Source organism: Fundicoccus sp. Sow4_D5, from assembly GCF_052116365.1.
Taxonomy (GTDB): Bacteria; Bacillota; Bacilli; order Lactobacillales; family Aerococcaceae; genus Fundicoccus.
This window is the reverse complement of the sequence record NZ_JBQKLF010000001.1, coordinates 612,460-632,135: the sequence shown is the minus strand read 5'-3', so window position 1 is coordinate 632,135 and position 19,676 is coordinate 612,460. Positions and strand designations below refer to the sequence as shown.

The 19,676-nt window shown below is 34.7% G+C and carries 20 protein-coding genes; 10 read left to right on the top strand and 10 right to left on the bottom strand.

Features of this window, described 5'->3' with window-relative positions:
- Positions 1-137: 137 nt before the first annotated feature.
- Positions 138-1,112: a tocopherol cyclase family protein gene (locus tag ACTQ45_RS03015; RefSeq protein WP_441762921.1), complete on the bottom strand. Its 975-nt coding sequence runs from the start codon at positions 1,110-1,112 to the stop codon at positions 138-140.
- Between the two features lie 584 nt (positions 1,113-1,696).
- On the opposite strand from ACTQ45_RS03015, the gene ACTQ45_RS03010 reads away from it, so the two are divergent.
- The 5 genes from ACTQ45_RS03010 (at position 1,697) to ACTQ45_RS02990 (ending at position 7,218) form a co-directional block, all read left to right on the top strand.
- Positions 1,697-3,154 carry a DEAD/DEAH box helicase gene (locus tag ACTQ45_RS03010; protein WP_441762920.1) on the top strand — a complete coding sequence of 486 codons (1,458 nt, stop codon included), beginning with the start codon at positions 1,697-1,699 and terminating at the stop codon, positions 3,152-3,154.
- A 384-nt stretch (positions 3,155-3,538) separates the two neighbouring features.
- Positions 3,539-4,582, top strand: a complete 1,044-nt coding sequence (locus tag ACTQ45_RS03005; protein ID WP_441762919.1) for a PepSY domain-containing protein — start codon at positions 3,539-3,541, stop codon at positions 4,580-4,582.
- 392 nt (positions 4,583-4,974) lie between these two features.
- On the top strand, positions 4,975-5,712 hold the full coding sequence (locus ACTQ45_RS03000; RefSeq protein ID WP_441750482.1) for a 16S rRNA pseudouridine(516) synthase: 738 nt from the start codon (positions 4,975-4,977) through the stop codon (positions 5,710-5,712).
- A gap of 522 nt (positions 5,713-6,234) precedes the next feature.
- Positions 6,235-6,816, top strand: a complete 582-nt coding sequence (locus tag ACTQ45_RS02995; RefSeq protein ID WP_441762918.1) for a hypothetical protein — start codon at positions 6,235-6,237, stop codon at positions 6,814-6,816.
- 105 nt (positions 6,817-6,921) lie between these two features.
- Entirely contained in the window at positions 6,922-7,218 is a 297-nt protein-coding gene (locus ACTQ45_RS02990; protein WP_441762917.1) for a transposase, read from the top strand.
- Between the two features lie 1,504 nt (positions 7,219-8,722).
- Here ACTQ45_RS02990 and ACTQ45_RS02985 read toward each other — a convergent pair.
- From ACTQ45_RS02985 to ACTQ45_RS02975, 3 genes are all read right to left on the bottom strand, one after another.
- Positions 8,723-9,169, bottom strand: coding sequence for a hypothetical protein (locus ACTQ45_RS02985; protein ID WP_441762916.1), 447 nt, complete (start codon positions 9,167-9,169; stop codon positions 8,723-8,725).
- Positions 9,135-9,434 (bottom strand): hypothetical protein, encoded by a 300-nt coding sequence (locus tag ACTQ45_RS02980; protein ID WP_441762915.1) that lies wholly within the window; start codon positions 9,432-9,434, stop codon positions 9,135-9,137. Before ACTQ45_RS02980 ends, ACTQ45_RS02985 begins: the two co-directional genes overlap by 35 nt.
- Before the next feature lie 189 nt (positions 9,435-9,623).
- The gene (locus tag ACTQ45_RS02975) at positions 9,624-9,839 is read right to left on the bottom strand and encodes a hypothetical protein (protein WP_441762914.1); all 216 of its coding nucleotides are present in this window, start codon (positions 9,837-9,839) and stop codon (positions 9,624-9,626) included.
- Positions 9,840-10,214: 375 nt separating this feature from the next.
- On the opposite strand from ACTQ45_RS02975, the gene ACTQ45_RS02970 reads away from it, so the two are divergent.
- From ACTQ45_RS02970 to ACTQ45_RS02960, 3 genes are all read left to right on the top strand, one after another.
- On the top strand, positions 10,215-10,397 hold the full coding sequence (locus ACTQ45_RS02970) for a hypothetical protein (protein WP_441762913.1): 183 nt from the start codon (positions 10,215-10,217) through the stop codon (positions 10,395-10,397).
- Entirely contained in the window at positions 10,394-11,038 is a 645-nt protein-coding gene (locus ACTQ45_RS02965; RefSeq protein ID WP_441762912.1) for a hypothetical protein, read from the top strand. The genes ACTQ45_RS02970 and ACTQ45_RS02965 overlap by 4 nt, the downstream gene beginning before the upstream one ends.
- Positions 11,039-11,173: 135 nt before the next feature.
- Entirely contained in the window at positions 11,174-11,326 is a 153-nt protein-coding gene (locus tag ACTQ45_RS02960; RefSeq protein WP_441762911.1) for a hypothetical protein, read from the top strand.
- A gap of 93 nt (positions 11,327-11,419) precedes the next feature.
- On the opposite strand, the gene ACTQ45_RS02955 is transcribed toward ACTQ45_RS02960, so the two are convergent.
- Entirely contained in the window at positions 11,420-11,752 is a 333-nt protein-coding gene (locus ACTQ45_RS02955; RefSeq protein ID WP_441750778.1) for a phosphotransferase, read from the bottom strand.
- Positions 11,753-12,082: 330 nt separating this feature from the next.
- A complete protein-coding gene (locus ACTQ45_RS02950) occupies positions 12,083-12,271 on the bottom strand; it encodes a hypothetical protein (protein ID WP_441762910.1) in 189 nt (62 codons plus the stop codon).
- Between the two features lie 426 nt (positions 12,272-12,697).
- Here ACTQ45_RS02950 and ACTQ45_RS02945 point away from each other — a divergent pair, with 426 nt between their 5' ends.
- On the top strand, positions 12,698-13,258 hold the full coding sequence (locus tag ACTQ45_RS02945; RefSeq protein WP_441762909.1) for a ClbS/DfsB family four-helix bundle protein: 561 nt from the start codon (positions 12,698-12,700) through the stop codon (positions 13,256-13,258).
- A gap of 198 nt (positions 13,259-13,456) precedes the next feature.
- Here the strand turns inward: ACTQ45_RS02945 and ACTQ45_RS02940 are convergent, their stop codons facing one another.
- From ACTQ45_RS02940 to ACTQ45_RS02930, 3 genes are all read right to left on the bottom strand, one after another.
- Positions 13,457-16,354: an insulinase family protein gene (locus tag ACTQ45_RS02940; RefSeq protein ID WP_441750472.1), complete on the bottom strand. Its 2,898-nt coding sequence runs from the start codon at positions 16,352-16,354 to the stop codon at positions 13,457-13,459.
- Between the two features lie 135 nt (positions 16,355-16,489).
- The gene (locus ACTQ45_RS02935; RefSeq protein ID WP_441762908.1) at positions 16,490-17,509 is read right to left on the bottom strand and encodes a YdcF family protein; all 1,020 of its coding nucleotides are present in this window, start codon (positions 17,507-17,509) and stop codon (positions 16,490-16,492) included.
- A gap of 40 nt (positions 17,510-17,549) precedes the next feature.
- Positions 17,550-18,227 (bottom strand): hypothetical protein, encoded by a 678-nt coding sequence (locus ACTQ45_RS02930; RefSeq protein WP_441762907.1) that lies wholly within the window; start codon positions 18,225-18,227, stop codon positions 17,550-17,552.
- Between the two features lie 152 nt (positions 18,228-18,379).
- Between ACTQ45_RS02930 and pcp the strand changes: the two genes are divergently transcribed.
- Positions 18,380-19,024: a pyroglutamyl-peptidase I gene (gene pcp / locus ACTQ45_RS02925; RefSeq protein WP_441763027.1), complete on the top strand. Its 645-nt coding sequence runs from the start codon at positions 18,380-18,382 to the stop codon at positions 19,022-19,024.
- 91 nt (positions 19,025-19,115) lie between these two features.
- Here the strand turns inward: pcp and ACTQ45_RS02920 are convergent, their stop codons facing one another.
- Positions 19,116-19,556 carry a hypothetical protein gene (locus ACTQ45_RS02920; protein WP_441750469.1) on the bottom strand — a complete coding sequence of 147 codons (441 nt, stop codon included), beginning with the start codon at positions 19,554-19,556 and terminating at the stop codon, positions 19,116-19,118.
- Between the last annotated feature and the right edge of the window lie 120 nt (positions 19,557-19,676).

The window sequence follows — 19,676 nt, the reverse complement described above, 5'->3', positions numbered from 1 at the left end:
CTTAAATCATACACACGAAGGATTAGATGAAAAGATCGCAACTATCTCTTAAATGAAACAAGCAAGCCTCTGATTCCCCAAATAAAAAAACTAGCCAAAAGACTGGCTAGTTTTTTGCATCTATATAGCAAAGAAAATTAAACGTGATAATCGACAATTTCAACCCCAGCATGACGGCCAATATCTTTAAATACTTCACCTGTCTGTTTATTTTCAAGACGGATAGCTAAGACGCCACTTATACCTTCTTTGATAGTCTTCTGCATAATGCCTTTAACAGGAGCAATTAATTCTGCACGATCTGTTACCTCAGCCACAATTTCTAAGGATGCCTTCCGGTTTTCCAGTCGTAAACGGACTTGGTTGGAAGAAACCTCTTCTATAGAACAGCAACTTAAATTGTAAGTCGCAAAACGATATTCGATTCCATGATGAACCAGATTACAAATAAAGCCTTCAAATTCAGTGAAATGAAAGGGGATATGAGCAATCGAGAAAAATATGCTGGTCGACGACTCTTCAAAGTGATTACTTTGAAACCAGATATAACGTTTAGGAAATGAAGTCCCCCAATCCTTTTCGATATATCCTTTGCCATCCAAAAATTGAATCGTTTTTTGGTTGATTGTTAATTGACCTTCCAGAGTGTGATCCATACTGATGACACCGTGATAGCATTCCATTTTAGGAGTGTAAGCAAAGATTCCCATAATATTGGGCATAAGAAGAGAACTTTCAATGGGTAAGAAAGAGCCTAAGTCAAGTTGACCCTTAATCTCAACATGTTCATCTTTTAAATCGACTGTAATATTATCTTCCCTGAACACAGAGTTCCCAATCTGAACTTCAAAAGGACTATTATGATAGTTAAATGAAGCTAAGGGATAACGAATATAGCCGGTTAAGGTTGAGGTTTGGCCAGTATCATCGGCTTGTACTAGTATATATTGAATAAAACTGTGCTCATCCGACTTGTTTAAACTGATGCCTGGAATAAAGCTCAAGCTTGTTTTTTGGTCTTGAGAGACTTGTTTGTAATACCAACCTTCAAAATAATTGGATTTCTTTAAATCCCCTTGAAAGAGTAGGGGATTTCTTAAGTTAGTTGGCATCTCACCACTCCTAATAAATATAATTGATATAATCATAACATAAGCATTAACGAGAGAATAACAATACACTTAGCCACAAAACTAAGCCCCCAAAAAAATATCACCCAATTTTAGAATTCGCTAATAGAGTTTCAAAGATGGAGGATACCTTTTTAATTTGGAAGATGGTGCCATCGGGTACATCAAATCTGATTACAATCACATGTCCGTCAGTTTCATTAGCTAATTAAATTTTCCAAAACGTTCAAGAATCACTCTAATCAATATCCCATTGGGATGATAATTGGACCATTGAGTGCTGTAAAGTGGCTCAAAGATTTCAAACTGTTTCACAAAACTCAGTTTCCACCTGAATTAGAACTAAGCAAAGTGTGCGCTTTCAATATAAATTATATAGTTGATATTATGATAGTCAAAATAATGTTTTGATACTTAAACGGTTCATATATTATTATAGGCCCTATCGATATTAGATATAAATAGTAAATTTAAGCAATAATTATCTTTAAAATGTCCGATTTTAACAGTAATCTTCCTCTTATTCTGATATAATGATTCAGCGAAGAAAAAGAAAGCAGGAAATTATGAAAAATATATCATTTGAATCATTCGGAATTAGTTCCGACATCACAAAAGCATTAACAAGCTTACGTTATTTTAACCCCACAGCAGTCCAAGAAGCGGTGATTCCTTTGGCGCTAGATAATCAAGACATTATCGTGGAATCTCAAACAGGGAGCGGGAAGACCGTTGCATTTGGTATCCCATTATGTGAACAAGCAGTATGGGAAGAAAATCGACCACAAGCCTTAATTTTAGTGCCTACACGTGAATTAGCCTTACAGATTAAGTCTGAAATCATGAACGTGGGTCGATTAAAACGAATTAAAGTAACGGCAGTTTATGGTAAATCTCCCTTTAAAACTCAAAAATCTGAATTAAAACAGAAAAGTCATATCGTGGTTGGTACGCCTGGTAGAATTTTAGATCATTTAAAAGAAGGAACATTAGTCGTAGATAAAGTTCAAAGCTTAGTCCTAGATGAAGCCGATGAGATGCTTAATATGGGCTTCATTGATCAAGTGGAAGATATTATCAGTTACTTACCAAAAGAACGTCAAACAATGTTATTTTCAGCGACTATGCCAGCTGAAGTCGAACGCTTAGCAACTTTTTATATGAAAGCAGACCGTCAGGCAGTTAAAATGGCTCCAACAGAAGCTAACACACCTAAAATTAATCATTCTTACATTAAAGTACGTGAAGCAAATAAAGAGCAATTACTATTAGATTTATTAACAATAGAAAATCCGGATGCTTGTATCATTTTCTGTAATACAAAGGATGTTGTCGATTCGGTGGATGCCTTCTTATATAAAGCTAGCCTACCGATTGATAAGTTACATGGTGGGATGGATCAAGATGACCGTTTAGCCGTGATGGATGAGTTTCGTTCAGGAAAATTACGTTACTTGATAGCGACAGATGTTGCAGCTCGTGGAATTGATATTGAAAATGTCACGCATGTTATAAATTACGACGTACCGTTTGAAAAAGAGAGTTTTACTCACCGTACAGGCCGAACAGGACGTGCCGGTAAGACGGGGATTGCTTTGACGATGATTAGTGATTACGATCAAAGACGTTGGGAAGAAATTAGCGATTACGCTTTTGAGGGTGATCAGCAAGCGACAGAAGTTTATGCACCTAATAAACGTATAGTGACTCGTGCTAAAGAAGCATTTGAAAAGAAAATTCAAACGCGTATTGTACGAAAAGATAATCGTGCGAAAGAACTGGATAAAGATATACAAAAAGTTTACTTTAATGGTGGTAAGAAGAAAAAATTACGTGCCGTTGATTTCGTTGGAACTTTGACAAGCATTAAAGATATTTCAGCAGATGACATCGGAATCATCACGATTCAAGAAAATGTCACCTATATTGAAATATTAAATGGAAAAGGACCTTATGTCGTTTTTGAAATGCAGAGTCGTACAGTTAAAGGTAAAACCCTTAAAGTTCATAAAGCTAAAAATTAATATACTGCGCCTTAATAACATTAGTCAATGTAACAAAGTACTAATCAATTAATAGCACTTTAGGCAAAAAAAGACACTAAATAATCATTCGTATGAATGATAATATTTAGTGTTTTTTGGCTATCATAAGTTAGATGCATAACTATAGAAAAGGAAATGCTAAACATGAATGCTAATAAGTACTTGTTAATCCATGGTTATAGGAAAATCAAAACAAGAATACACTTAGTTTAAGATTCTTATAGACTAAAGTTAATTATTATTTAAACTTGCGCGCTCTTGAGATAAATCGATGCATTATGTTTTACAAGTGATTTGATGATTATTACACTGTGAGTAAGTAAGGTAATTGAATTTTTAGAAAATCAGGAGGAGAGATATATTATGAAGAAGTCATTACGTCAGATGGTTCTAGTTGGTTTGAGTACGACCTTATTAGCAAGTGTAGCTGTCGCGCCTGTTGTGTGGGCTCAAGATGATACGTCTGAGTCGAGTGAGCAAGTGGAGGATCCAAGCGAAGAATTACCGGAAGAGTCAACAGAAGAAAGTTCTGAAACGTCGACGGAAGAATCGTCGGAGGAGAATACAGATGAAAGCTCTGAGGAAAGTACAGAGGAAAGTTCTGAAGAGTCAGTCGAAGAAACGACTGAGTCGACAACTGAAGATACCTCAACAGAAGTAAGCGAAGAAGTAGCTGAAATAGAAGCGAGTCTTGTTCAACAAGGTGTGGAAGAAACACTCAATATTTTCCAACAGGAATATCCTGATGCAGAAATTGAAGAGATTGATGTAGAGTTGGACAGAGATGATGCTGATGAAGATGAAGAGACAACAGAAACAGAAGATGTTTATCAAATAACGATTAATGGATTTGATGCCGAAGATAATAATTTCGAATTAGAAATTGAGTGGGTCAACGGCGACATCCGCGAACAAGCTTTTAACGAAGGGCTATTTAATACAGACGCTTCTGACTCAACAGATACAACTGCTACTGATACTGAAACCAGTGTAGAAGAAGGTACTTCTGAATCAATGTCCGAGGAATCGGTTGAAGGAGATACTTCAGTCGACGAAGAAACCGACGCTACTAATGAGAATGCAGAAAGACGTGGACTTGATTTAGAAGTATTAATTTCTCTAGATGAAGCGGTTGAAATTGCAACGGCAGAGTACGGTGAAGGTGAAATCACCAATTGGAACTTAACGGTGGACGATCCTGATTGGTATGAGTTCTGGGAAGATGGTTATGAAAATCCAATCTGGACCATCGATATTGAAAATAATACTGAAGAAGATCAAGAGGATAGTGAAATCCGTATCGACGCAGTCACTGGTGATATTATCAATTTAGAAGATATTGATACACCTGAAAGTGTTGAAAATTCATCTGATACTGAATCAACCAGCGAAGAGTCATCCGAATAAGTCGAACCTTTATTTTTCAGAATATTAAACTAGAAATATTGCACCGTAGAACAAGGTTTGTCTTCATATGTTGTAGCAGTCAATTACAAATAATATAGGTTTCAAGGAGTGCGTGTCATTAAAGATGATGCGCACTTTTCTTTTCTTTTAAAGGATATTCCATTTTGGCCGAATACACCTAGTGGTATCAAAACAATCAAAACGGAAAACTTGAATATCTACTGGTTGCTATAAGGCTATGTTTGTAAGAAAAAAATAGAAGAAGCAAAGGTTTACTAGAGATAATAGGTTTTAGCTCCCTTTTTCTCATTAATCAAATTTACAAGCGCTAGCAAGTTATAGTAAACTTAGCTTTAGTAAAATTTAGATAATGCGAGAAAGTGAGTGTAACCATGCGGATTGACGAAGTGCTAGCTCAACATCAAATGGGTTCTAAAAAGGATATTAAACGCTTATTTCAACGGCGATTAGTAAAAATTAACGATAGAATAATTATTAATGGCAGTTTTAATGTCGAGAGTCAAATACATACGCTCACAGTTAAAGAAAGAGAAATACCCATTCCGTCGCATCGTTACTATTTAATGAATAAACCGGCAGGGGTTGTGACTGCTAGAAAAGACCGTGATTGCCAGACAGTTATCGATTTATTAAGACCAGAGGATCTAAACGACAAATTGTATCCAGTTGGTCGCTTAGATCGAGATACTGAGGGCTTATTGTTGATTACTGATAACGGACCATTAGGCTATCAGCTACTGATACCTAATAAAAAAGTTTCGAAAACTTACGAGGCGATTATTAACGAAGATGTTACCCATGAGGATGTGCTAGCTTTTAGAAAAGGAATTGTCTTCATTGGCGGTGTAAAATGTCTGCCAGCTAAACTAAAGGTTTTATCTACCAATCAAGGAACTAGCAAGGTTCAGCTTACGATTCAAGAAGGAAAATTTCATCAAGTGAAAAAAATGTTCTTGGCACAAGGTAAAAAAGTAATCTATTTAAAACGAATTGAAATGGGACCCTTAAAACTAGAAAGCAGTCTCCAACTAGGCGAGTATAGAGACTTAACATTGAACGAGTTACTCTCTTTGGCTCCATATTTTAGGTATAAATCGACTAATAGCTAAAAATCCTCTTATTTTAATTATAGAAAATCTACTTTCCATTTAATGCGTAAAGTAGATGAGTTTCATGAACCCAGTAATTAACTATATTTTGTTAAAAACGGTGCTTTTTCAGCAGCCTCCAATAGATTTAGTGAGACTTTTTGAGGGGTGAAACCGTAAAAGACCCGAATATGCAAATGTTTTTAAGGTCGAAAGTGTTGACTGTAACATAAACATTTACGAATAAACTAAAGGTTTGTTTTATAAATATTTATGTTAATTCTGTGCTAGTACAATTATTCAACTGTAAAGGGGAATGCTATGAAAAAAAACGTCGAGTTTGAGCTTAAGTCCAGAATTCATTTGAGAATATAATAGCAACTGAATGATTTAACTTGTTTTTATTCCGATATAACTAAATTAATCGTGAAGGAAAGATTTACAATTTGTCGAGTATGAAATGAGAGTTTCTTAGATTATATTATTCGCACCTTAATTGATATTTATTATTAGTAATTAACTACTATAATTAGGAGGATTGGTATGAAAAAATATATTCTTTTACTAAATTTGTTTTTATTTTCTTTTGTAGGTCTCAACGGTACTGCCAGCGCTGAAGAGATTTTTCCATATCAAGGATTTTTTGAAAATGCTGATAGTTCATTAGCTGTAAAAACAATTGAATTTAATGAGTCATCTATTAAAATATTAATGAACCTTGATGCAGAGGACGTTGTGAAGACGAGCCAGTTTAACGTAGATATGAGGAATTTCGAGGAGAAAGCTATTTCTGAAAAAATAAATCCGACTAATCCTGCAGTTGACTATTTAAAGCATTTTAACATTGATTATGCTGCTATCTACAAAGAGGTCGCTGATCAGATAACGCCTGAGATGAACCAAGAGATGATTAATCAACTCGTTAGCGATTATTTACCAGAAATTGAATTTGAAGAAATCGATTTTCCTGAGGAATATATTATTAAAAATCCTCATTACCAAAAGAATTCGGATGGAAAATGGGTAATTAAATTATGGGGTAAAACAGTTTTTATTATTAGTGAAATAGATGAACAGTCGTTTTTGGAAGAAGTATACGATTATACATTTAGCGAAAGTAATTGAGTAGCTTACTAATCTAAAAAAATACTTTATGTCATAGTGATATGCTCCCAATAAAGTAGAAAGAGAAACCAAAAAACTCTGATTGCTTTATTAGGGGCTATTTCTATGTATAAAAGAGGAAGTAAACATTCGTTAGAAGAACGAGACCAAGCTGTTCGACAAGTCATTGACCAGAATCAAAGTATACAGTGGGTGGCGAAGAACTATGAGACGAGTAGAACAACTCTGAAGACCTGGGTAAGAAAATATAAAGCAGAAGGTTTCGATGGCTTGAAGGAATCCAGAATATGGAAGCTTTATCCTACTGAGCTAAAGTTAGAGGCGGTTCAAGATGGACCATCTAGTTTTGCTGGGTGCAGTCAACGTTATGGTATTTCCGACGAATCTGTTTTAAGGCTGTAGCTAAACCAGTATACTAATGGTAAGGCACTCAAATCCACTCGTAAAGGAAGATCCTCGATGACTAAAGGACGCAAAACAACGCAACGATAACGCATCGAGATCACACAACATTGCCTGGCAGAAGAGAAAGATTACTAAAAAGATGGCCGACTTGTGAATATTGTTATTTATGCTAAATTAGAAACAACAATTATTGCTAGTTAAGTTTCGTATAGACCGAGAAACGCAATTTACACGATAGAGAAAAAGATTGATCCATTTCCTTTCGTTAATTTTAGGGCACCAAACCATGACGTTCTCGCATGGATATATCCCCATCGAGTAATATTTTAAAGGAGTTATGAATAATTCGGTCTAAGATATTGTCCGCATGCCCATTTGTCGATTTGTACTTGACGGTTACATTATTACTATTTATTAAATAATAATTAAAAAGCCCCAGACAAAGTTAGGTAAATTCTAGCTTTGTCTGGGGTGTGTTTTGCAAGTCAGTTATACATAAGATTGCAACGGAAAATACAGACTATTGCTACAAACAGAAGCTAGTGTGACCTATCGGACAATTTTTAGAAGAAAAAGCTTACAAAGGTTCTTAAAAACAGACCTAAAACAAGTCCTCCTAAAAATATTAGCAAGTTTCTATAAGTGATAATAAATTTTTTAAACATAAAACATATCCTTTCTGTAATGTCATATTTTATCGACCTTCTATTGTGATTTTATATACCTTTTCAACTCGTGTCAATAAAATTACATTTCTAACAGACACACAAAGTTTTTTAATAAATTCACGTAAATTTTGAATTCCTATTTTATTCTTTTGCGTATTATTTTGTAATTTAAAAGGTGCCTCATTATTATTAGTAAAGGAGAACTAGACAACTATATGATGTATGAAAGGGCAAAGTAAAACTGTCGGCTTTCTCACATTTTTATATACTCATTTTATGACCAAAGTGGTGGAAACTCAGATGGAGTTAACAAGAGATAGTATAAAACAAGTGCGTAAAAAAGACAGAAAAATATTGTATATGAGAAAAAAATGATTTTAAATGTTACTAAAGAGTTAGCTAAAAATATGACTTCTCATCTGAAAATAAGCAATCTAGAACAGATGCTGAGGAGAAAAACGGATATATATTAGACAAACGAAAACAATTTAACTATCGGATGAATTAAAATCTTGCATAGATACCTATATCAAGTGAAGTTGTCTGAATGTTGTTGAGTCTTTTTAGTTAACTGTATAATTATTGTATAATAATTACAAAATAAAACGTCGCGTGAAAACAAGCATGCGAATAAATTCATTTGTTTTAGAATTTCTCCTTAAACAAATGAATTTATGCAGGTGACAAGCAAAAGTAAAAAAATATTCATTTAATATATTCCCCTCCCTCTACCAGTAGAATCTGTGTAGGGGGAGGGAATGTTATTAAAAACCAAAGCCTCCAAATTGAAAAGTAGTAACTCATGACGCTTCATAAATTGTAATAAGTTAAAGTCACTTGGTTTTATGGAAAAGTTGTTTGATTTCATGCTGTTTCTTTAAGAACACAATAATACAAATAATCAGGCATGAAGACACCAACAGTACATAGATCCCCGTTACAAACGAAATGTTTAAATTATCATTTTCTACTGCAAGTTGATGAGTAATCACTCGTGTTGCATTGAAATAGGTAGTCGGTAATAAATGCAACAGCTTACCTAACGGAGCTGCATTGCCAGTTAAAAGAATAGGCCCAATAATCATAAATGCCGAAATGAACAAGCTTGTCATCTGATTTTTAACAAGTAAGGAAACTAGATAGACGGTTGAGACTAAAAACAAGATGCCAAAGCTTTGTAATATGGCTACTTTACCAATAATTGTGCTTAAAGGTATAGTTTCTAAGTACGAGTCTGTAAATAGATTAATAGGGTAGAGGAGAGAGCCACTGCCATTCATTAACGTAGAAACTATACCAAAGCAAGCATAGAAACAAACTAATTAAAAAAATCAAAATAGTTTTCTTCAATTGCCATTTAACTTGCTTCACAGGAAACATATCTTCAAAACCCGTGCGCTCTACCAGGTTTACACCAAATATATTGCTGAGTAGCGCAATTAAACAAATCGTAAAGATCGCTGGAAAGAGTATATCCATCATTCTGTAAGTGAAGGTAAAGCCTTTAATTTCAATCCCTGAAAATTCACGCAGATAAAATTTCATAGGAAGCCTTACGATTGTACATAGCTCTTACATAAGATTCGTTAGGAGTTGTCATACCGTTCTCTATACTAGCTAATACATTCTTTTCGAGTAAACTAGGTTGGATCTCTAAAGAATCAGACCAATTGCCTTGCTTAGCGTACTCAATAGCTCCCTTACTTATCGCTGTGTTGTTTTCCAAAGATGAAGTTATGAATGACATACTTTTAAAATCTTCAGATAGCCAACATGCAAATCATTCATAATTTGAACTTCTTTACCAATCGAATTGATATAACTGGTGTTTTCACTAGCACTAGTATTCATAATGGCAAAAAATCCAATGATAATAATTGGCAAGACTATGGGGAAAAAGTTCAGCTTATTTTTAAAACTTAGTTTCATTAAATAAGTGACATAACTCATAGGTGTCCCTCCATCGAAAGCTTAATAATTTTCTGTTCATGAATCGCGTAAATTTTGTCACAAATTTCGAAAAAATCTTCACTGGTGAGAAAAATATGTGCTTAGTACTTGTAAGTTACTTTTTTGTCATGGATACACTTTTTCTATATTCCATCATAAAGCAGTAAAATTCTTATGACGTGCTCATATAATGCATTTAAGCGTAAAGATCATGACAAACTATATGAGATGAGTAATTAGTTAATAATCGGCCAAGTAAATGTCTTCTATTATTATATTCGTCACACCATCTAATTAAAGAAGGCTCGGTATACTATAAATTCCATTAGATTCTTGCTATAATAAGGGTGACATAAACAAGAGGAGGGAAGTCGGATGGAATCAACGAAAAACATCATTAAACAGGTGCGCAAAAAAAGACAAACAAACGTAGTGTATGAGAAAAAAATGATTTTAGAAGTTACTAAAGAGTTAGCTAAAAAATATGACTTCTCATCTGAAAATAAGCGACCTAGAACAGATGCCGAGAAAAAAATATTGGACATCTTAGATAAATGAAGACAACAAAAGATTACATAAATTTATTAGATAAAGTAAAATCCCTACACAGATTGGAAAGAGCAATCGAAGTTGTAGGGATAATTTTTGATTTCTATCAACAAAAATGCAACGAAAAATTGAATTATACCGATGAGTATTTTGTGGTTGTTGGTGGTTTAAGTTTGGAATTTTGGACAGATAGTGATTATATGACAAAAGATATTGATATCATTATTACTGAAAATCAAATAATGAATGAAGTACTGGGATTATTAAAGTTTGTAAAAGTAGATTCGCGCCATTGGTATCATGAAGAACTTGATCTAGCAATTGAGTTTCTAACAGGTCCTTATGCTGGAAACTATGAATCTGTCAAAAAATTTGAAACAGAGCTTGGCTTTACGTTTAGAGTAAACTCTGTAAAGGAGATTTTTATTGATCGAGTCAGAAGTATTTTGTATTTTAATACGGATGATGTTCCGTGGTTGATTCAATTAGCCATAAACTTTGAAATGGATATAGATTATTTAGTTAGTGCGTGTAAGACTTCAAAAGAAAAGGAATTTATCGCTGACTTTTTCAATAAGTTACAGAATATGCAGCAAGAAGATCTTCAGTCAAAAATAAATACTTATCGTGAATTGTATGTATCGATTTAAGCGGATGATTCCTCAATTGACTCACAGAAGTATGAACATAGTGATTATTATCCGATACCACTAAGCAATGCGACCATATCGATACCTTATAATATTCATGATGAAGATAAAAAGGTTAAATTAGTAGGTAGTTTAATGGATGATGAATTTGAATTTCAAACAACAGCTAAGAACTATTTTGAAAGTACAGACTCAGACACTGGCTTTTACAGAGAAAATATTTATGCTATCAATCATAATTTAGTGACAATCGAAGACTTTGAAAGATACTTAGGCATGTTCAGTTAAAAAGAGAGAAGAGAGCGAATTAAGTTATGAACTTTCGTAAACTTAATTCGCTAATTTAATTTACAAACTTGGGTTTACATAATATATATTATATTATTTTGAATTGAAAGAGTCTATGAATTGATATATGTGATAAAAATGCTTTACTGCCTGATTGTTGGTCTTTGCAGACGTTAATAGACCTTTTAGTATCCATAACTTGATGGTCATTAATAATTCCTTCTGGTTGGTTTCCTCAGACATCGGCTCTAAGAAAGCTTCTGTATATCCTTGTAAGTATCTTTGTTCGTCATTCTTTATAAAGGAACTGTAAATCGCAGCTAAATCCAAATATTTTGGACTAACTCTTGCTTCATCAAAATCAATAAAGCTTATTGAACCATTCGGTCTTTGTAGCATGTTCCAGGAGCCTAGATCACCGTGTATCTATGTATCTCGCTTTGAATCAAGCTCTAAGAGCGTCTCTAGGTCTTTAGAAACGTGTTTGTAAAGATTAAGATGAGTGTTTAATAAATAAAGGCTGGATTCCGTCCATAGTTTACTTAATGTAAATCGATTATTGGGTTCGAATTCCGATGAGAAACTTGCTAGCTTGTTTCTTAATAGATTATAATCGCTTAATACATCCTCTAACTGAATCGTTGAGTCTTTATGTGTAATAAATGACTGAACACTATAGTATGTGTCATTCATTAACAAATACGGTGTATTATTTTTGCTTAACAAAAATTCGCTCGTTAAATTAGGATATGTTTGTTAAATATGTAAACTGATATTGTAAGCGAAATTTGCCGACTCTTTTATTGGTGGCGTTTTCATAATGTAGGCTTCATTTTCTGTTTCTATTTTCCACGTTTTTGTAGATTTTCCTTGTGTTAAAAATTTAATACTTCTGATTACACCTATTTCATAATTACTTGAAATTGCTGTTAATTCTAAAGGCATTACTAGTCTCCTTATTTATCCTTTTGATTATCATTTCTTTTATAGAATTTATTTTGTGTATATAAAGTATAAGCGATGACGGCTACTACGATAAGTCCAATGATAATTCTTGTCATTTTCATTCCACCTTTTTAACTTAATTGTATATCAATTCTAATACACTCTACCTAGTATGTCATCAAATTACCATTGTCCCCTTCTCCTAAGGCTAGAATGGTTCTTTAAATTGTTAAGTGTATGAAGCTCTGTTGTAGCTTTTATAAAGGTTATTTATGATTTATACTGAGATAAAATCATGGTTAAAGCATCGGACATTTTTATTTGAACTATTTAAAGGCTCTTGCTGCAGTGAAACATTAAGTAGTAACCTATCAATAATGACAAGGTAAACAGTAAGTTGACCCGTAAAAGGAAGGATTGTTTGAAATGCCACGACCAACAAATAAAATAGATCTTATGGAGTTATCAGAGCTGAAATTTTCAGAGCTAATTAACACGTTAGAAAACATGTCAACGTATGAACTAAACACACCATTTATGTTCCCAGAGGACTTTCTGGATAAACAAAAAGCCAATCATTGGAAACGTGATAAAAATGTAAGAGATGTTATTGTTCATTTGTACGAATGGCATCAATTGCTGATAAAATGGGCTAAAAACCAAAAATCGGGGATAAATAAAGCGTTTCTACCCGAACCATATAATTGGAGAAACTATTCAGGATTAAATGAAAAAATCTGGGAGAATCATCAACAGACCACCCTAAATGAAAGTATTCATGCTTTTAAAGAGAGTCATTCTCAGCTTATGGGGTTAGTTGAACCTTTCTCTGATGAGGAATTGTTTACTAAGGGGTATTTAACTTGGACTGGAAATTCAACCTTAGCAAGTTATTGGATTTCAGCTACCTCTAGTCATTATGACTGGGCGATTAAAAAAAATAAACGTCATAAGAGAGAGTTAAATTCACCTAAAACGAAAAACTAATCACCCTTTTCCACATAGTTTATTAGCTTTCTGTCGCTGCTCTATAGAAAGCGTGTTTATATAACTTAAGAAATGAAGTACATTACAATAAAATAGTCAAATTGATTAATCGTCTAGTTTTAAGCTTTTTAAAAGCAAATAAATAACACCAAGCACCGAGTCATTTGACCAGACGCTTGATGTTATTATTTTGATCGGTTAGTAAAGCTCTTTAATAACGTCGAATTGATCCTTTACTGCATCAATTTGTGCTTTATTACCAATCACAACAGTTGCTGGATTAGTTAATAAAGTGTCAAAGGCTGCATGCATTGACTTTAAATCCTCTAATGTCGTTGCTAATATTTCTTCTTTCAGACGTATAATATCTGCTTCGCAGTAGCTTGTTTGTAACATTGTAAAGGACTTCAACCCACGGTGGTAAGCAGAAAGTGGTTGATCTAAATTACTCATTGTACCAATAATTGCTTTAAATAGTTCAGCCTCATCAACTGACATTTCCGCAATATAGGCTGGCAAACCTTGGTAAGTTTCGATTGTCTTCATGATGTTTGGATCACGATAAGACACAAAGGCTAAACCACCTGAACGTGTCATCTGCATAATCGCCCCATAAGCACCGCCTTTAACACGAATGTTATTCCATAAATAATCGAAACGTAACATTGTCGTTAAAACATTTGCTGGACCCGAATACGGTAAAGCATCTAATGCGTTAGCTGCTTGGGCAACATAGTTAACGTCTTGTGCCGTAATGAAGGCTTCTTTTTGCTTAAATCCGGTTGCTAGGACTGTTTTTTTAGCAAGCGTTTCACTTGGAACTTGTTTAAAGACTGTTTTAATGCGAGCTTTTACTTGTTCAACACGACTGGCATCCCCAACATAAAGGGCATGCATTCTTTGTTGATTCATCAACTGTTTAGCTAATGTCTCTAACGTTTTAGTTAACTGTGCGCCCTCCTTGTTTTTCAGCTGATCACGAGTTTTCAGTAAGTATTGGTATTGATCTAAACCAGATGTCTGTTCATTCAATTTACTTGCGATTTTCACTTGGCTCATCGCACGAGAAGCAGCCAGCGCATGTGAGCTGAAATCGATTTGACGATCGAAATCTGAAAGGTAGCTTTGTGTTAACTTCAAGATATCTTCGGTCGCGTTCCACTTCGTCTGACATAATACTTCTTGCATTAAGACCAATAAGGCATCTAATGATTCTTCAAGTGTTTTTCCACTAATTACCAAATATGGCTTTGTTTCTTTTGTTTTTGGATCATCGTAAACGACAACATTCGCATGAATCCCACCTGTATTAAGGTCGATTTGAGTTTGAAGTTCCGCTACAGAATAACGTTCTGTTGGTAAGCTGCCTAATAAATTACTTAAGAAACCGAGTGCTTCGTAATCAGCTTGTTTGAAATCAGAAATGTCAAAATACAGATTTAAGTAATCAATACCAGATGTAAATTCATCCGCATGGTTAAAGATAGTACCTTCAAATAGCTCTGATACGTTGATTTCCTTGACAGATGTCTCAGTCGTTAAATCCTCACGTGTTAAACGAGGAATTTTATCTAAATCTTCTGGTTTATCCGCTTGCTCTTGTTTTTGTATTAATGCTTGTGTATTGTCCACTAATGCTTGAACCTCTTCTGTACTAAGGCTTTCTTGGTAAGCCTTTAAGTCGGCTAAGGTTTTAGCTTCTTGGCGGTCGCTTTTACCAGGGTCTGCTTTAAGTGTCAATGCCACTCTATGTGGGTTATCCAATAATTTACGTTCAATTAACTCCTCGAAGTATCTTTCCTTTGCTAACACTTTTAATTGAGCTAAAGCATCAGAAAACTCAATCCGTTCGAATGGTGAATTACCATATAACCAGCTATTTAAAGCACCAATCGCATAAATAACACCACGAGGATTACTTTCAGAAATGGCCGCTTCTTTCAGATGGAAAAGGTGTTTATTCAGTGAGGCTTCCACTAATTCACCTGGGATTCCTTCTTTTACCAATTGACTTAAGACGTCTTTAACGATGCGTTTGAAATCGTCCATGCGATCACTTTGCGAGAATTTCGCCACAATTGAAAAGGCTTCAACATATCCAATTTGCGAGAAATCTGCGTCAATATCGCCCCCGATTTCAGCATCTAATAAGGCTTTCTTCAAAGGCGACTCATTATTATCGAAAAGAATATCCGTTAAAATGCTAAAGCCGAAATAATCTAATGTTTTATCGACAGTATTTGTATGCCAAGCTAGGGCTAAGTAATCTTTTTCTTTAGGATCGTCTCCATCCGCTAATGAATACGTCTCTTCAACATCTGTTACTTCTGGAATTTGACTCTCGAAAGCTAATTCTATCGCTTCATCTAATTGCCCCATCCCACTGAAATATTCTGCTAAATCTTCAAAAGCAGCGTTTTCGTCTAGGTCTCCGTATAAAATAGTCAATGAGTTAGATGGATGATAATAACGCTCGTGAAAAGCAATAAATTCATCTTGAGTTAAAGACGTAATATCTGGTGAATTACCACCTGAATCAAAGGCATAGGGCGTATTAGGATAGAGGTTACGTCTCATAAACATGGATAACTGACGATCAGGCGAGGCGTTTGCTCCCTTCATTTCGTTATAAACGACACCTTTATAAATTAAATCTTCTTCAGCTGATTCTAAATGATAATGCCAGCCCTCTTGCTCAAGAATTTGAGGGTTCTCTCGGAAGTTTGGTTGGAAAACCGCATCAAGATAAACTCCCATTAAGTTTTCAAAGTCTTGTTGATTTGTGGATGCGACTGGATAAATTGTTTTATCAGAAAAAGTCATTGCGTTGACGAAGGTGTTCAAAGAACCTTTAATTAGTTCAACAAATGGTTCTTTAGATGGATACTTCTTCGAACCATTTAAAACAGAATGTTCAAGAATATGTGCAATGCCGTTATCGCTATATGCCGGCGTTTTGAATGCAATGGTAAAGGCCTTATTTGGATCGTCATTGGCTAAACGTAATACTTTAGCCCCTGTTTCTTCATGCTCATAAATGCGACCTTCTGATTGAATATCGTGTAACTGTTTTGTTTCGAGCAATTTAAATGTCATGTAATTCTCCTTTTCTATCGGTTTCATTATATTTTAACCTATATGTTAATAAACAGCTAATAAACTTAATCAACATATTAAAAAACAGTCGCCATTAACCATATTAAAAAGGTTAAGCAACTGTTTAGATAAACACTAATCTATGTATTGGTTGATATAAATAATTAAGGCTTGTAATAACGTAAAGCCTATCGTAAAGATGGTGATAACTATTAAATGAAATTTCCGTTTTAAATAGAGGTAACCAATGAATTCGCGTATAAAGGCGTTAATCGCAAAATACCATTTCGTTTTTGCACCGAAACCGATACATTTTAAACCTTGTTCTCTAGCAAGCAATAATGCTCTAAACACATGATAGTTGTTACTTACTACCGCAAATTTAGCCTCTTCCTTAGCCATCAATTGATGGGAGAAGGCGATGTTTTCTTCAGTATTTACAGCTTTATCCTCAACGATAACTGCTTCGCAAGGAAGCCCTTTTTCCAAAGCGTAATTTGCCATCGCAAAGCCTTCAGATACTAATTCATCATCCCCTTGGCCGCCGGTCATAATTAATTGAACAGATGGTTGTCGATGATATAACTGAATGGCTTTGTCGATACGACTTGCTAATAATGGCGTTACTTTATCACCGTCTAAACCTGCACCTAAGACCACTAAATAATCTAACTGAGGTATATTGAAATGAATTAGGTTCAAGGCGGTCGTTAGAGTATATAAATTTAGCAGAACAATAAAATAAAGCGCTAGAGACGAAATATAGGCATAAAGAATACTCATCACATTATGCTGGGTCATATCCCCTACCCATGGCCAAATGGTTAAGTAAGCAATCGTCATTAATCCGGCACCAAAGGCCAATATGTTGGTTAAACGTAAACCTTCTCGTCGGATAATTGTTACTCCACTGGATAAGAATACGATGATGATAATGGTTGGTAGAAAAAACAGTAATAGACCAACTATTATGGCAAGGATCAGCACAGGCGTCACCTGCCCTAGCGTAATTAAGAAAGTGGCAAGTGTGATACCTAAAGTCATGACCATTGCCAGGAAACTACTACCTAACCATAAAGTTCTTGGTTCTTTTAAATAGATGACTGCGAATGCCATCCCTACCATCAAACAAGCCATTGTTAAAAATCCAAACATATATTTCACCTTCTTCGATTGTTATTTTACTGCATTGATCTTAGTGAACAACCCAACCGGCTATTGTATCTTCAGTATGCTGATAAACGGCCTTATCAGCGACTTTAGGATCAACGACCTTGTCTTCTAAAGTCTTAGGAACGAGATACTGTTCAAAGAATTCATTTGACTCTAAGAAGAAACCAAGTTCTTCAAATTCTGGTTCAATTAAAGAAAATTGAATGCCCACACGTTTGGCTTTGTCCACTTCATCGGTAAACTCAACATAACGAGGATTAGCATATACGGTCGTACTAGCAATCTGAAAATACATAAAGCTATTGTCACTTCCCAAATACTCAATTTCTTGTTCGATTGGAAAGGCGTTGTATAGTCCAATATCCTTAAACGTCTCGACCATATAACCGACTCTATAAATGGAGGTTTCGGTATTAGAGTAACGAAATTTATTGAAAGGTGCAACGGTGTATCGTCTAACTGCTGCATTCTCAAAGCGTGTCTTATCTATAAAGTCTTGATGCTTATTTAAACCAGTAAATATCAAGGCAGCCATAACTGCCACGATCAAGCCACTGATACCAAATAAAATACGCGACCGTTTATTCTTTAAATTAAAAATCGTAGCAATCGCAACAATACCAAATACTACTGCTATCGCAATTTCAATAATCATTGATGAATAAAAAAAATCTTCCATTGCAACCCATTGTTCAAACATTGATGACCTACTCTCTAGTTTTTAAAAGTACTAAATTTTTCACAAATGTATACGTGTGATATAATCGGTATTATTATACCTTTTCATTATATAATACTGAAAATTTATAGCAATATTTATCTATCATTCCCTATTTTGGAGGTCATAACATGTTGAAGCTACTCGTTACCGCTTTTAATCCCTTTGGTCAGGACACTAAAAACCCTGCATTAGAAGCCGTTCATTTGCTCAAAGATACAATTAATGATGCAGAAATAATCAAACTAGAAATCCCGACTGTTTTCAATCAATCAGCCGATGTTGTGGCAAAGGTGATTGAACAGGAATTTCCTGATATCGTAGTTCATATTGGGCAAGCTGGTGGACGATTTGGCATAACACCAGAACGAGTCGCCATCAATTTGGATGATGCACTTATTCCAGATAATGCCGGGCAACAGCCTATTGATCGGATAATAAAAGCCGATGGACAAGCAGCGTATTTTAGCCAGTTACCAATTAAAGCTATCGTTGAATCCTTGAATGAACATACGATTCCTGCCAGTGTATCCAATTCAGCAGGCACCTTCGTTTGTAATCACATCATGTATCAAACATTGTATCTATGTCAAAAACAATACCCTAATATACAAAGTGGCTTTATACATGTGCCATATTTACCGGAACAGACACTTAAGAGACCTGCGCCTTCAATGAGTCTGGATATGATTGTAGAAGGTTTAGAAATTGCCTTAGCCACGATCGTTTCTTATCATAATCAAGTAGATGATAGAATTATCGGTGGCAGTTTACACTAATATCTTTTTGAACAGTTAAATTTAATCAATAATGAAGCAAACGCCACACGCGAAGAAAATTGCCTTTCTTCGCGTGTGGCGTTAATTTATATTATACATATTTTTTAATAGGACGACCCTTTTCATCATAAACGTATTCACGTAATTTCTGGGCATCTGCCATCACTACCATTAGTCGATCGCGGTAAGGCTCAGCTAATTCTTCATAAAAGAAACTTTCGTCGTTTAAGCGGTGTTTAAATCGTAATGATTCGATTTCCCCTTTAGACCTCAATTTATACTTCCGAGAAGGTAACTTATCAGTGATTTCTCTTTTTTCAATTCGGTAAAAATAGTTCTCATCACCATAGGTAATTTCTAAGGCACCGGAATTAGTGCGCGTCTGTTGGACATCATGATGTTTTTCTTTATGGATTTCCCACCAGATTTTGATTCCTTGTAACGCTTCTTCTTCAGTAAGGTAACTTCCGTGTTCTTTCTTTAGATTCGCTCGACGATTGACCCAATAATTCGTATAGACTGTCTGTGACAAATTGATCATCCTCCTTATTAAGTTGATTGATAATTAGTTTACGTCTTCTCTAGTTAAAAGTAAAATCATATGATTCGTTAGAATAGTCTGTCAAATAGTGAGTATTTTGCTAAACCTAAT

What these genes read in the sequence shown, in the direction of transcription:
- ACTQ45_RS03000 (WP_441750482.1), top strand. Translation starts at nt 4,975, where the DNA reads ATGCGGATTGACGAAGTGCTAGCTCAACATCAAATGGGTTCTAAAAAG.
- ACTQ45_RS03010 (WP_441762920.1), top strand. Translation starts at nt 1,697, where the DNA reads ATGAAAAATATATCATTTGAATCATTCGGAATTAGTTCCGACATCACA.
- ACTQ45_RS02965 (WP_441762912.1), top strand. Translation starts at nt 10,394, where the DNA reads ATGAAGACAACAAAAGATTACATAAATTTATTAGATAAAGTAAAATCC.
- ACTQ45_RS02990 (WP_441762917.1), top strand. Translation starts at nt 6,922, where the DNA reads ATGTATAAAAGAGGAAGTAAACATTCGTTAGAAGAACGAGACCAAGCT.
- ACTQ45_RS02985 (WP_441762916.1), bottom strand. Translation starts at nt 9,169, where the DNA reads ATGAATGGCAGTGGCTCTCTCCTCTACCCTATTAATCTATTTACAGAC.
- ACTQ45_RS02935 (WP_441762908.1), bottom strand. Translation starts at nt 17,509, where the DNA reads ATGTTTGGATTTTTAACAATGGCTTGTTTGATGGTAGGGATGGCATTC.
- ACTQ45_RS02960 (WP_441762911.1), top strand. Translation starts at nt 11,174, where the DNA reads ATGGATGATGAATTTGAATTTCAAACAACAGCTAAGAACTATTTTGAA.
- ACTQ45_RS03015 (WP_441762921.1), bottom strand. Translation starts at nt 1,112, where the DNA reads ATGCCAACTAACTTAAGAAATCCCCTACTCTTTCAAGGGGATTTAAAG.
- ACTQ45_RS02950 (WP_441762910.1), bottom strand. Translation starts at nt 12,271, where the DNA reads ATGCCTTTAGAATTAACAGCAATTTCAAGTAATTATGAAATAGGTGTA.
- ACTQ45_RS02945 (WP_441762909.1), top strand. Translation starts at nt 12,698, where the DNA reads ATGCCACGACCAACAAATAAAATAGATCTTATGGAGTTATCAGAGCTG.
- ACTQ45_RS02940 (WP_441750472.1), bottom strand. Translation starts at nt 16,354, where the DNA reads ATGACATTTAAATTGCTCGAAACAAAACAGTTACACGATATTCAATCA.
- ACTQ45_RS02995 (WP_441762918.1), top strand. Translation starts at nt 6,235, where the DNA reads ATGAAAAAATATATTCTTTTACTAAATTTGTTTTTATTTTCTTTTGTA.
- ACTQ45_RS02970 (WP_441762913.1), top strand. Translation starts at nt 10,215, where the DNA reads ATGGAATCAACGAAAAACATCATTAAACAGGTGCGCAAAAAAAGACAA.
- ACTQ45_RS02980 (WP_441762915.1), bottom strand. Translation starts at nt 9,434, where the DNA reads ATGAAATTTTATCTGCGTGAATTTTCAGGGATTGAAATTAAAGGCTTT.
- ACTQ45_RS02930 (WP_441762907.1), bottom strand. Translation starts at nt 18,227, where the DNA reads ATGTTTGAACAATGGGTTGCAATGGAAGATTTTTTTTATTCATCAATG.
- ACTQ45_RS02975 (WP_441762914.1), bottom strand. Translation starts at nt 9,839, where the DNA reads ATGAGTTATGTCACTTATTTAATGAAACTAAGTTTTAAAAATAAGCTG.
- ACTQ45_RS03005 (WP_441762919.1), top strand. Translation starts at nt 3,539, where the DNA reads ATGAAGAAGTCATTACGTCAGATGGTTCTAGTTGGTTTGAGTACGACC.